The organism is Streptomyces sp. 351MFTsu5.1 (assembly GCF_000383655.1).
In the GTDB taxonomy this organism is placed as follows: domain Bacteria; phylum Actinomycetota; class Actinomycetes; order Streptomycetales; family Streptomycetaceae; genus Streptomyces; species Streptomyces griseorubiginosus.
Window position 1 is genome coordinate 448,028 of the sequence record NZ_KB911778.1, and the last position, 12,955, is coordinate 460,982.

The 12,955-nt window shown below is 71.8% G+C and carries 10 protein-coding genes; 6 read left to right on the top strand and 4 right to left on the bottom strand.

Annotated features, from left to right (window positions below):
* Nucleotides 1–240 precede the first annotated feature (240 nt).
* The 4 genes from H295_RS0111655 to H295_RS0111670 are packed head-to-tail and all read left to right on the top strand — an operon-like array spanning nt 241 to nt 7,689.
* On the top strand, nt 241–1,179 hold the full coding sequence (locus H295_RS0111655; RefSeq protein WP_020135540.1) for an alkaline phosphatase family protein: 939 nt from the start codon (nt 241–243) through the stop codon (nt 1,177–1,179).
* Nucleotides 1,176–4,124: a glycoside hydrolase family 2 TIM barrel-domain containing protein gene (locus H295_RS0111660; protein WP_020135541.1), complete on the top strand. Its 2,949-nt coding sequence runs from the start codon at nt 1,176–1,178 to the stop codon at nt 4,122–4,124. The genes H295_RS0111655 and H295_RS0111660 overlap by 4 nt, the downstream gene beginning before the upstream one ends.
* Nucleotides 4,125–4,163: 39 nt before the next feature.
* Nucleotides 4,164–5,999 (top strand): LamG-like jellyroll fold domain-containing protein, encoded by a 1,836-nt coding sequence (locus H295_RS0111665; protein WP_020135542.1) that lies wholly within the window; start codon nt 4,164–4,166, stop codon nt 5,997–5,999.
* 19 nt (nt 6,000–6,018) lie between these two features.
* Entirely contained in the window at nt 6,019–7,689 is a 1,671-nt protein-coding gene (locus H295_RS0111670) for a histidinol-phosphatase (RefSeq protein ID WP_020135543.1), read from the top strand.
* An 83-nt stretch (nt 7,690–7,772) separates the two neighbouring features.
* Here H295_RS0111670 and H295_RS0111675 read toward each other — a convergent pair whose 3' ends face one another.
* The 4 genes from H295_RS0111675 to H295_RS0111690 are packed head-to-tail and all read right to left on the bottom strand — an operon-like array spanning nt 7,773 to nt 11,554.
* A complete protein-coding gene (locus tag H295_RS0111675; RefSeq protein WP_020135544.1) occupies nt 7,773–8,228 on the bottom strand; it encodes a MaoC family dehydratase in 456 nt (151 codons plus the stop codon).
* Between the two features lie 8 nt (nt 8,229–8,236).
* Nucleotides 8,237–9,739 (bottom strand): acyl-CoA synthetase, encoded by a 1,503-nt coding sequence (locus H295_RS0111680; protein WP_020135545.1) that lies wholly within the window; start codon nt 9,737–9,739, stop codon nt 8,237–8,239.
* A gap of 10 nt (nt 9,740–9,749) precedes the next feature.
* On the bottom strand, nt 9,750–10,625 hold the full coding sequence (locus H295_RS0111685; RefSeq protein WP_028809265.1) for an amidohydrolase family protein: 876 nt from the start codon (nt 10,623–10,625) through the stop codon (nt 9,750–9,752).
* An 11-nt stretch (nt 10,626–10,636) separates the two neighbouring features.
* Nucleotides 10,637–11,554: an SDR family NAD(P)-dependent oxidoreductase gene (locus H295_RS0111690; RefSeq protein ID WP_020135547.1), complete on the bottom strand. Its 918-nt coding sequence runs from the start codon at nt 11,552–11,554 to the stop codon at nt 10,637–10,639.
* Between the two features lie 186 nt (nt 11,555–11,740).
* Between H295_RS0111690 and H295_RS0111695 the strand changes: the two genes are divergently transcribed.
* Nucleotides 11,741–12,160 (top strand): MarR family winged helix-turn-helix transcriptional regulator, encoded by a 420-nt coding sequence (locus tag H295_RS0111695; protein WP_028809266.1) that lies wholly within the window; start codon nt 11,741–11,743, stop codon nt 12,158–12,160.
* Complete coding sequence (locus H295_RS0111700) at nt 12,157–12,945, top strand: IclR family transcriptional regulator (protein WP_020135549.1); 789 nt, start codon at nt 12,157–12,159, stop codon at nt 12,943–12,945. Before H295_RS0111695 ends, H295_RS0111700 begins: the two co-directional genes overlap by 4 nt.
* Nucleotides 12,946–12,955 lie beyond the last annotated feature (10 nt).

Here is a 12,955-nt window from a genome sequence, read left to right on the forward strand (position 1 = left end):
CCACGCCCCGCGCAGGCCCCGGCCGCCCGCCAGGACACCGCGCACCGAGTCCGCACCGGCCGGCCCGCCGCAACAGGAAAGAGGGCGCGCGGGGAGCCACACCACGGTCCACAGGAACGGCCCACAGCGCGCCCACGCAACCGGCGCGCCGCCCCACCGCGCTCCGGACAGGCGGCCCGCCGGAGCAAGCCGCACCACGTCCGGCCCGGCCGGGCGGTCGGCGGGAGAAGGGGGTGGGCGGTGAGTCACACCGTCGGCAAGGTGCTCGTGGTCGGGATGGACGGGCTGCGGTACGACCTGCTCACCCGCTCCCCCGCGGTGGCACCCGTGCTGCACGGCCTGATGGCGGCCGGCGCCCACGGCACCAGCCTGCTGCCCTACGGCGAGGTGGACGGCCAGGCCCCGGACGGGCCGTCCACCAGCATGGCGTACACCGACTCCGGGCCCGGCTGGTCGAGCGTGCTGACCGGGGTGTGGCCCGACCGGCACGGTGTGCGCGGCAACGACTTCGAGGGCGCCGACTACGCCCGCTACCCCGACTTCCTGAGCCGGGCCGGCACCGCCCGGCGCCGGCTGCGCACCGCCGCCGCGGTGTCCTGGCCGGAGCTGATCCGGCGCGGCACCCTCGGCCCCGCCGTCGGCCGCCGGGTCCGCTACGACGGTGAGACCGACGGCTACGGCACCGCGGACCGCCTCGTCGCCCGCACCGCCGAACGCTGGCTCACCCAGGAGGACCCGGACGCCGTGTTCGTGTACTTCGGCGCCACCGACGAGGCCGCCCACGCCGAGGGCCCGCACAGCCCCGCCTACGACCGGGCCCTGCTCGCCCAGGACACCCACCTCGGTTGGCTGCTGACGGCCGTCGAGAACCGGCGCCTGGACCCCGCCCGTGCCCGGGAGCACTGGACCGTGCTGGTCACCACGGACCACGGGCACCTCGACACCGGCGGCCACGGCGGCGCCACCCGCGCGGAGCGGGAGGTGTTCGTCGTGCTGGCCGAGCCCGGCATGACGGGCGGCACCCGGCTCGACACCCCGCGCCTCGTCGACATCGCCCCCACCGCACTGGACCGGCTCGGCGTCCACATCGACCCCGCCTGGGGTCTCCAGGGCCGGGTCCTGCACGGCCGGCGACAGTCCTGCCACGCCCCCGCACCACCGACAACGGAACGGTCATGACCGACGCATCCCGCGGCCCCCGCCCCACCGACCCCCTGATCGCCCTGCGCCCCTGGGAGGCACCCGAGGTGACCTCGTGGGGGCGGCTGCCCATGAACGCCGTCGACCGGCGCTCCGGAGCACTCCCCCTGGACGGCGACTGGCGCTTCCAGTTGCTGCCCACTCCGGACGCGCCGGTCGGCGGTGCCTGGTCGACGACCCACGTGCCCGGTGTCTGGACGATGCAGGGCACCGACGACCTGCCTCAGTACCTCAACGTCCGCATGCCGTTCCCCGAGTTCCCGCCGCACTCCCCCGCCGCCAACCCGACGGGGGTGTACGAGCGTGAGGTGGACGTCCCCGCGGAGTGGGCCGGACGCCGGATCGTGCTCCAGGTCGGGGCCGCCGAGAGCGTGCTCCTCGTGCACGTGGACGGGCGACCCGTGGGGATCTCCAAGGACTCCCACCTGGCCGCCGAGTTCGACCTGACGGGACTCGTGAGCCCCGGCGCCCGGAGCGTCGTACGCCTCACGGTCGTCAAGTGGTCGGACGCCTCGCACCTCGAGGACCAGGACCAGTGGTGGCACGGCGGGATCACCCGGTCGGTGCTGCTGCACGCGACGGATCCGCTGCATCTGGCGGACGTGACCGTGCGGGCCTCCGTCGACGGTTCGCTGCGGGTCGACTGCGCGGTGCGGGACGCGGGGGGCGCGCTGCCCGAGGGCTGGTACGTCAGCGGGGAGCTGGACGGCCTCGCGCTGACGCAGGACGCGGAGTTCGACCGGTTCAACCGCGAGGACGAGCGGGTCTCCGACTTCCTCGGCGAGGCCCGCATCCGGGCCGTCGTCGAGGACGTGCGCACCTGGAACGCCGAGACGCCCGAGCTGTACGACCTGACCGTACGGCTGCACCGGGCCGACGGCACGGTCGCCGACTCCTCACGGCACCGGATCGGCTTCCGGGACGTCGAGGTCTCCGGCCGGGACCTGCTGGTCAACGGTGAGCGGGTCTTCATCCGGGGCGTGAACCGGCACGACTTCCACCCGCTGACCGGGCGGACGGTGTCGTACGACGACCTGCGCGCGGACCTGGTCACGCTGAAGCGCTTCGGGTTCAACGCGATCCGCACCAGCCACTACCCCAACGACCCCGCGCTCTACGGCCTCACCGACGAACTGGGGTTCTACGTCGTCGACGAGGCGGACATCGAGTCGCACGACCACGCCCACGAGATCGCCGACGACCCGCGCTACCTGAACGCCTTCGTGGACCGGGTCTCCCGGATGGTGCTGCGGGACAAGAACCACCCGTCGGTCATCATCTGGTCGCTGGGCAACGAGTCCGACTACGGCGCCAACCACGACGCCGCCGCGGGCTGGCTGCGGCGGCACGACCCGACCCGCCCGGTGCAGTACGAGGGTGCCGCCAAGCTCGACTGGGCGGCGGCCGGCGACGCCACCGACATCGCCTGCCCCATGTACGCCCCGCTGGAGGAGTGCGTGGCGCACGCGCTCTCCGGGCGGCAGACCAAGCCGCTGATCTGGTGCGAGTACTCCCACGCCATGGGCAACAGCAACGGCACGCTCGCCGACCATTGGGTGGCCATCGAGTCCACGCCGGGTCTTCAGGGCGGGTTCATCTGGGAGTTCTGGGACCACGGCATCCTCCAGCGTGTGAACGACGGCAGACCGGTCGGGCGTGGGGGCGCCGGGCTCTATGACAACGGTGTCGCCGCGCCCGGACTCCGCTGGGCGTACGGCGGCGACTTCGGCGAGGCCGACCACGACGGTGCCTTCATCGCGGACGGGGTGGTCTTCCCCGACCGCACGCCCAAGCCGGTGATGTACGAGCACCGGGAGATCGCCGCGCCGGTGCGCATCGAGTGCTTCCGGCACGAGGGCATCGTGCTCGGCAACCACCAGCACTTCCGGGGCCTGGACTGGCTGGCCGCCGAGTGGGAGCTGTCCCTGGCCGACGGCCGCACCCTGACCGCACCCGCCGAACTGCCCGATCTGCGGCCCGGTCAGACGGCCGCGGTGCCGCTGCCGTTCCAGCTGCCCGAGGACGGCGGCGAGGCGTGGCTGACCCTGCGGGTGACGACCGCCGGGGACGAGCCCTGGGCGCCGCGCGGGACGGAGGTGTGCGTGCCGCAGGTCCGGTTGCGCAAGGCCGCGCCCCGACCGGCGCTCGCGGTGCCGCATCGTTCCGTCGAGGTCGACGACGAGGGCCTCCTGGTCCATCCGCTGCTCACGGCCGCCCCCGCGCTCTCCCTGTGGCGGGCGCCCACCGACAACGACGAGCTCGGCGGCATGGCCCCGCGCTGGCGGAACTGGGGCCTGGACGCGCTGGTCCGCAAGGTCGGGGACGTACGGCGGTCCGAGGGCCGGGTCACCGTGCACGCCGAGTACGCCTGCGCGGCGGGCGTGGTCCGTCATGTGCAGGTCCTCACCGCGGTCGAGGGCGGGATCCACGTGGCGGAGTCGGCCGAGCTGCCGGAGGAACTGAACGACGTGGCACGGGTCGGGTCGGTGTTCGAGACGGTCGCCGGGCTCGACCTCATGGAGTGGTTCGGACAGGGCCCCTGGGAGTCGTATCCGGACCGTGCCTTCGGGGCACCGGTCGGCCACCACTCGCTGCCCGTGGACGAGTTGTTCACCCCCTATCTGCGTCCGCAGGAGAGCGGCGGCCGTCACGGTGTACGGCACTTCACGCTCTCGGCGCCGGACGCCACCGGCCTCTCGGTCGTCCTGGACGAACCGCGCCAGGTCGGGGTGAGCCGGTACCGCGCCGCGGATCTCACCGCGGTGGCGCATCACGACGAGCTCGTCCCGAGGGCGGGCTGTGTGGTGCACATCGACGCGGCCCACCGGGGGCTCGGCACCGCCTCGTGCGGACCCGACACCACCGCCTCCTGTCTCGTCACGCCGGGCGCCCACCGCTGGAGCTGGACGCTGCGCGCCCTCTGAACACCTCTCACCGATCTTCACGTCCGTCTTGGAGCACACGTGTGTACTTCGCATGAGCACGACCACGGCCAGGAGGCCCCGCAGGCCGGTGCCGGCCGGCGCAGTTTCCTGCGGGCCACGGCGCTGCTGGGCGCCGCGGCGGGCGCCGCGGTCACCCTTCCCGCCGTGGCGGAGGCGGCTCCCGCCTCGGTGTCCGGCCATCGCCCCGACCCCGACAGCCGGCGCTTCACGCTCGCCGTGATGCCGGACACCCAGTACCTCTTCGACGGGCCGAGCATCGACAAGGCGCCCGTCGAGGCCTCGTTGCGGTATCTGCTGGAGCACGGGAAGGACGAGAACATCGTCTTCCTGTCCCACCTGGGCGACCTCACGCAGAACGGGGCGGCGGCCGAGTTCGGCGCGATCAGCGACGCGTTCCGGCTGCTCGACCGGCGGGGCGTGGGCTACAGCGTCCTCGCGGGCAACCACGACGTGAAGTCGTCCAGCACCGACCAGCGCGGTGCGACGCCGTACCTGGACGCGTTCGGGCCGTCCCGGTTCAAGGGGCACCGGACCTTCGGGGGCGCCTCCGCCGACGGCTACAACACCTACCACCTGTTCCGGGCCGCCGGGCGTGAGTGGCTGGTCCTGGCCCTGGACTGGCGGCTGTCGGACCAGGGGTACGCGTGGGCGCGGAGCGTCCTGGCCGCCCACCCGAAGACGCCGGTGATCCTGACGACCCACGAGCTGGTCGTCGAGGACGACACCCTGTCGGACTACGGGCAGCAGCTGTGGGACCGGCTGGTCAAGGACCACGACCAGATCTTCCTCACCCTCAACGGCCACTACTGGCCGGCCGGCCGGGCGACCCGGAAGAACAGCGCGGGCAACGACGTCCACCTGCACCTGACGAACTACCAGAACCGGTACTTCGGCGGTGCGGCCATGATCCGCCTGTACCGCTTCGACCTGGACCGTGGGGTGATCGACGTGGAGACGGTCTCCCCGTGGATCCTCGGCCGGGCCGGGAAGGGCCTCAACGAGCTGGAGCGGCAGGAGATCGAACTCAGCGGCGACGCCGACCGGTTCACGGTCGAGGTCGACTTCGCAGAGCGCTTCGCCGGCTTCGACCCGGTGCCGGCGCGGGCCGCCCGTCCCGCGTCGAAGATGCTGATCCCCGGCACGGCCGCGTACTGGCGCTTCGACTCGGCGGTGTCGGGGACCGTCCATGACCTCTCCGGTCGCGGCAACGACCTCACCGTCGTCTCCGTCGGCGGCGGTTCGCTCGGCTGGTCCGCGGACCACCACCCCGACCAGCCCGGCCATGGCAGCCTGGAGTTCCAGGGCTGGAAGTCGCCGCTGAAGGGCGCCTATCTGCAGACCGTCGACAAGGCGCCGCTCAACTCGGCGGTGTTCAAGGACGGTTACACCATCGAGGTGTTCTACCGCATGCCCGCCGACTGGGACCCGGACCACAACGCCTGGGCGGGGCTGGTCAGTCGGCGGGGCACCGGCGGTGCCGCGGGCAAGACCGGCGACGACCCCGACGAGCCGCTCGCCACGCTGTCGCTCTCCAACGACCGCGAGCCGCAGTGGGCGATGCGGCCGCTCAACCAGCAGGGCATCGCCACCAACTGGGGCCAGGAGACACCGCTGGAGACCTGGTGGCACCTGGCCGTCGTCAACGACGGCAGGCACACCACGCTGTACGTCCAGGGCTGCCCGGTGGTCCGCAACCCGAAGGCCTCCGCCGTCGGGATCACCTCGGTCGGCGAGCCGTGGCTGCTCGGCGGCTACACCTACGCCGACAAGATCGACCAGATCTTCTACGGCCGCCTCGGCGACGTCCGGATCGTCTCGCGGGCGCTGCCCGTCTCGTCCTTCATGACTCACTGACCCCTTGTCGAGGATCACCATGACCGAGCAGCAGCTCCCCTCCTGGGCCGACCCCGCCGTCTCCCCCGCCGACCTCGACGCCCAGGGTGTGTCCAGACGGGGACTCCTGCGCCGTGCGGGCCTGTTCGGCGCCGCGTTCGCGCTCGGGTCGGCCGCCACCCCCGCGCTCGCCTCCTCCGGGAAGCCGGGCTTGGGCGGCCATGACCCGCACCTCGCCTACCTGGTCGGCGACCATCACGTGCACTCCGTCTACAGCCACGACGCGAAGTACACCTTCTCCCAGCAGGCACGGGCCGCCGCCAAGTACGGCCTGGACTGGATGGTGTTCAACGAGCACTCCAACTTCGGGCACGCGAACCTCGGCGCGAAGCTGGAGCACGCGGAGATCGTCAAGGCCCGCGCCGCGAACCCGCGTCAGCTGATCTTCCAGGGCCTGGAGTGGTACATCCCGGCCGCCGAGCACTGCACGGTGTTCGCGGCTCCCGGCCCCCACGAGACCGATCTGCTCACGCAGTTCGAGCTGGCCTACGACGGCAAGCTGCTCGGCTACACCGAGGGTTCCGCGGGCGCGGCGGACACCGCCCGCAACGAGGCGCACGCCGTGAAGGCGATCAAGTGGCTGGCGGAGCAGCGCCGTTCGGGCTACGTGGATGACGTGCTCGTCATCGCCAACCATCCGCTGCGGCTCGGCATCGACTCCCCGCACGAGATGCGGAACTGGCGGGACGCGGCCCCCGAGATCATGATCGGCATGGAGGGCGCGCCGGGCGCCCAGGGTGCGGCGATCCCCGGCTGGCGGGGCGCCACGTCGATCCGGGGCGAGTACGAGAACAAGCCGTCGGCGCAGTCCTGGGCGGGCTATCCGGCCGAGGCCTATGTGACGTACGGCGGTTTCGACTGGGCGACCGCGACGGTCGGCGGGCTGTGGGACTCGATGCTGGCCGAGGGCAGCCTGTACTCGATCACCACCAACTCCGACAACCACCGCACGGTCTTCGACACCTGGAAGAACGGCGACTGGCCCGCCGGGCAGAACTTCGACAACACCGGCAAGCTTCCCGACCCGGTGAACACCGACACCCCGCAGCCCGGCAGCGACTTCTGGCCGGGCGAGTTCAGCCGCACCCACGTCGGCGTGACGCGCTACGGCTACCGCTCGGTGATGGCGGGCCTGCGCGCGGGCCGCGTCTGGGTGGACCACGGGCACCTTCTGGACGGGCTCGACGTCCGGGTGAAGCGGGACTGCGACCCCGGGCGCGGGGTCACGCTGGGCGGCCGGCTGCGGGTCCGCAGGGGCGAGAAGCTCACGCTGTACGTGACGGTCACCTCCGCGTCCCGCCCCAACCCCCAGGGAATCCTGCCCGAGTTGGCGCACGTGGACGTGATCCGGGGCGCGGTGCGGGGTCCGGTGGCGGACCGGGACGGCTGGCGGGCGCCGGACACCAAGGTCGTACAGACCAGGGACGTGTCGGGACGCAAGGGCACGTACACCCTGCGGATCCCGCTGACCGCCGGGGACGAGTCGTTCTACGTCCGCCTGCGCGGCAGCGACGGCAACCGGCACGGGGCGGGATATCTCGGTGCCGCCGTCGACCCGCACGGCCCGGTTCCGCACGCACCGGGCGACGGCGACCCGTGGGCGGACACCTGGTTCTACTCGAACCCGGTCTTCGTCGACGTCACCGGCTGAGTTCGACGCCCCAAAGGGGCGCGGGGAACTGCGCGACCAGCCACGACGGTCCCGCGGTTCCCCACTGCCTCCGCCCGGACGTCCTAGGCGTAGAACCGGGAAAGACTCTGAAGCACCGCCGCCGGCTTCGCGCCGCCCTCGATCTCGATCGCCCCGTCGACGGTGATCTGGACACCGCCCGGCACCTCCTCGACCTCGGCCAGCTTGCCGACCAGGCGGATGCGGGAGCCGACCTTCACCGGCGAGGGGAAACGGACCTTGTTCAACCCGTAGTTGACCTTCGTCGTCACGCCCTGGACGTCCAGGAGTTCGGTGAACAGGGGGATGAACAGGGAGAGGGTGAGGTAACCGTGGGCGATGGGGGCGCCGAACGGGCCGTCCTTGGCGCGCTCGGGGTCCACGTGGATCCACTGGTGGTCGCCCGTGGCGTCGGCGAAGGTGTCGATCCGCTCCTGGGTGACCTCGATCCACTCGCTGGTGCCGAGGTCGCTGCCCGCGAGCTTCTTCAGTTCGTCGAGGCCGTTCACGGTGAGGCTCATGGGGTTCCTTAACTGTTGCCGTAGCGCTTGCGCACCCGGGACTTGAGGAGCTTTCCGGAGGCGGTGCGCGGGAGTTCGTCCGCGACCACCACCGACTTGGGGATCTTGTACTTGGCGAGCCGTCCGGCCAGGGAGGCCAGGATCTCGTCGGGGTCGGGCGTGGCGCCCTCGCGCGGGACGACGACCGCCCTCGGCACCTCGCCCCACTTCTCGTCCGGGACGCCGATGACCGCGCACTCGGCGATGTCCGGATGGCCGAGGAGGAGGTCCTCGATCTCGGCGGGGTAGATGTTCTCGCCACCGGAGATGATCATGTCCTTGATGCGGTCGACGATGTAGACGTAGCCGTCCTCGTCGATCCGGGCCGCGTCCCCGCTGCGGAACCAGCCGTCGGTGAAGGAGGCGGCGGTCTCCTCGGGGAGCCCCCAGTAGCCGGGCATGACGTGCGGGCCCCTGAGCACGACCTCGCCGGTCTCGCCGATGTCCACGGGCGCCAGGTCCGGCCGTACGACCCGGACGTCGCTGAAGAAGTGCGGGACGCCCGCCGAGCCGACCTTGCTGGCGCAGTGCTCGGCGTCCAGCAGCAGGGTGCCGGGGGACGCCTCGGTCATGCCGTAGCCCTGGAGGAAGGTGAGCCCCCGCTCCCCGTACGCGGTGATCAGCCAGGTCGACACCGGGGAGCCGCCGCAGGTCAGGATGCGCAGGGAGGACAGGTCCGCGTCCGCCCAGCGCGGGTGCCGGGCCACCTGCTCGAACATCGTCGGCACCCCGAACATGAAGGTGATCCGGTGCTGGGCGATCAGGTCGAAGGTCGCGTCCGGGTCGAAGGCCTCGACCAGGACGCAGGTGCCGCCCTTCAGCAGCACCGGCAGGGTCAGCATGTTCAGGCCCGCCGTGTGGAACAACGGGGCCGAGACCAGGGCGCGTTCGTCGGCGATCAGGTCGTGGTCGACGAGGACGTTGATCGCGTTCCAGGTCAGGTTGCCGTGGGTGAGCATGGCGCCCTTGGGCCGCCCTGTCGTGCCCGAGGTGTACATGATGATGCAGGTGTCGTCGGGGATCACCGGCTCGTCGATGGGTTCGGCCGCCGCCCCGGCGAGCAACTGCTCGTACTCGGGGCCGACTTCGACGTACGTACGGACGTCGGTGCTGCCCGGCAGTCCGGCGACCAGGCCCGCGTGCGAGGGGCCGTAGACCAGTGCCCTGGCCCCGGAGTCGGAGAGCTGGTAGGCGATCTCCGGTCCGGCGAGGCGGGTGTTGAGCGGGACGAAGACCGCGCCGAGGACTCCGGCCGCGAACAGCGTCTCCAGGTAGGAGGGGTGGTTGGGGCCGAGGTAGGCGACCCGGTCGCCGCGCCGGATGCCCCGGGCGCGCAGGGCGTGCGCGAGGCGGGTGACGCGGTGGTGCAGCTCGGCGTACGAGAGTGTGGTGCCGCCGTGGATCAGGGCGGTGCGGTGCGGGGTCTTGCGGGCCCGGCGTGCGGGCCACGAACCCAGTCCCTCGTTGCGCATCTGGGGCCCCTTACGGCTTGGTCAGCCCGAGCAGGCGGGCGGCGTTCTCCTTGAGGATCCTCGGCTTCACCTCATCCTTGATCGACAGCTTCTCGAAGTCGGCGAGCCAGCGGTCGGGGGTGAGGACGGGGAAGTCGGAGCCGAAGAGGACCTTGTCCTTGAGCAGGGTGTTCGCGTACTGCACGAGCTGCGGCGGGAAGTACTTCGGCGACCAGCCGGACAGGTCGATGTGGACGCCCGGCTTGTGGGTGGCGACGGCGAGGGCCTCGTCCTGCCAGGGGAAGGACGGGTGCGCCAGGATGATCTTCATGTGCGGGAAGTCGGCCGCCACGTCGTCCACGTGCAGCGGGTTCGAGTACTTCAGACGGATGCCGCCGCCGCCCGGGACCCCGGCACCGATGCCGGTCTGCCCGGTGTGGAAGAGGGCGATGGTGCCCGTCTCCTCGATCACCTCGTAGAGGTCGTAGGCCACCGAGCGGTCGTTGGGGAAGAAACCCTGGATGCTGGGGTGGAACTTGAAGCCCTTGACCCCGTACTCCTCGACCAGGCGGCGGGCCTGCTTCACGCCCGCCTTCCCGCGGAAGGGGTCGATGGAGGCGAAGGGGATCAGCACGTCCGAGTTGCCGGCGGCCGCCTCGGCGACCTCCTCGTTGGGGACGGGGGCCGTGCCGGTCGCGGACTCGGCGTCCACCGTGAAGATCACGGCGGCCATCCTCCGTTCGCGGTAGTAGGCGGCCGTCTCCTCCAGGGTGGGCTTCCGCTTGCCCTCGACCTTGAAGTAGGCGGAGGAGGCGTCGTGGAGGTCGTCGTCCAGGGAGGAGTGGCCCTTGGAGGAGACCTCCGCGTGGGTGTGGACGTCGATGGCGACCAGGTCGTCGACGTTCATCGAGGGGGCCATCATGCCTCCGGGAACTTGGGCGCCGGGATGCCGACCGACTGGAGCTCGGCACCGACGGAGGTGGGGAAGGCGTCGGCGAGGGAGTCGGGGGTCCAGCCGCCGTCGGCGTACGCCGCCTTGATCTCCTGCGGATGGGACCAGAGTGCCACCTTGTCGCCGCCGATGCCGATGGCCTGTCCGGTGATGCCCCGGGCGGCCTCGGAGGCGAGGAAGGGCACGAGGGCCGCGCAGTCCTCGGGGGTGCCGAAGCCCTCGCCCTTGCGCAGGAAGTCCGGCAGCGGCTCGCCGTTGCGCATGGCCTCGATGTAGGGGGCGAAAGCGGGGATGGTCTCGGTCATCGCGGTGGCTGCGACCGGCACGATCGCGTTGACGGTGATGTTCGCGCGGCCCAGTTCCATCGACCAGGTGCGGGCGAAGGCGGCGATGCCGGCCTTGGCGGCGGCGTAGTTCGTCTGGCCGAAGTTGCCGCGCTGCCCGGCCGGGGAGCCGACCAGGATCAGCGAGCCGCCCTCACCCTGCTCGCGCATCCGCACGGCGGCGGCGCGGGCGCAGGTGAAGGTGCCCTTGAGGTGGGTGGTGATCACCGCGTCGAAGTCGTCGTCGGTCATCTTCCACAGCACCTTGTCGCGCAGGATGCCCGCGTTGGTGACCAGGATGTCCAGCCGCCCGAACTCCTCCACCGCGCGGTTCACGAGCCGCTCGGCGGCCTCGGTGGTGCCGACCGGGACGACCTCGGCGACGGCCCGGCCGCCGGCCTCGGTGATGCTCTTCACCGCCTGCTCGGCGATCGCCTCGTCCACGTCGTTGACGACGACCGAGGCGCCGTGGGCGGCGAGGGCGTGCGCGTAGGCGAGGCCGAGGCCCCGGCCGCTGCCGGTGACGACGGCGACCTTGCCGGAGAGATCGATGCTGGGCACGAGCGGGTCCCTTCCCGAGGGGTACGACTGCGAGATCGAAGTTAAGAGCAATAATTGGTGACGTCAATAGTTGTTGGAGACCTCCGGGTGAGTCATGCTGGAATCTGTACGTCGTACCGACCCAGGGAGCTCGCCATCACCAGCCAGCACGTGACCCCGAAGCCCATGGACGCGGAGGAGCCGTGGATGCGCGGGCTGCACGCGGACACCGGTTATCTGCTGTACCGCCTCGGCCTGCGCTCGGGCCAGCTCTTCAACACGTTCCTCCAGGAGTCGGGGCTGCGGCTGCGGCACTACGCGGTGCTGCGGTATCTCGCCGGTTCCGAGGGCGCCCTCCAGCGGGAGCTGAGCACCCGGCTCGGTTACGACCCGAGCGCGATCGTCGGCCTGGTCGACGACCTGGAGCGGCTGGGCATGACCGAGCGCCGCCCCTCCCCCGACGACCGGCGCAGCAAGATCGTCGTGCTGACCGAGGACGGCCGGGCCTTCCTGCGCGGCACCGACGAGGCCGGCAGACGGGTCACCAACGACCTGCTCGCCCCGCTCGACGCCGCCGAACGCGAGACGCTCCAGGCCCTCCTGCTGAGGGTCGCCGACCGGCCATGACCGTGGCCCCCCACTCCAGGACAGGTGCGCGCGGAGGGAGCCCCACCGCGCCGGACCGGCTGCTGTCCGTGCTCGCCGCCTTCGACCACGACCACCCGGCGCTCTCCCTCACCGACATCAGCCGGCGGGCCGGACTGACCCTGACCACGGCCCACCGCCTGGTCGGCGCGCTGACCGAGTGGGGCGCGCTGGAGCGGGACGACACCGGGATCTACCACGTGGGGCTGCGGCTGTGGGAGGTCGCGGCGCTGGCTCCGCGCGGGGTCGCGCTGCGGCAGCTCGCGCTGCCGTATCTGGAGGACCTGTACGAAGCCACCCACGAGAACGTGCAGTTGGCAGTGCGGGACGGCTCGGACGTCGTCTACATCGAGTGGATCTCGGGGCGTTCGGCGGTCGGGGTGCACATCCGGGTCGGCGCGCGCTGGCCGCTGCACGCCACCGGGGTCGGTCTGGTGCTGCTGGCGCACTGCGGGCCGCAGGAGCAGGAGGAGTACTGCGCCGGTCCGCTCGCGGTGTTCACCCCGCACACGATCACCGATCCGGCACGGCTGCGCCGGGTGCTGGCCGAAGTGCGGCGCTCAGGAGTGGCGGTGAGCAGCCGTCAGGTCACCGACGACGCCCTGTCGGTGGCCGCCCCGGTGCGCGGCCCGGACGGCACGGTGATCGCGGCCGTGTCGGTCGTCGTGCCCCGGGCCGAGGACCAGGTACCGGCCCTGGTCCCGGCGGTACGGCTGGCGGCGCTGGGGATCTCGCGGGCGACGGGGTGGCGGCCGGAGACCCGCTGACGTGGTGTCG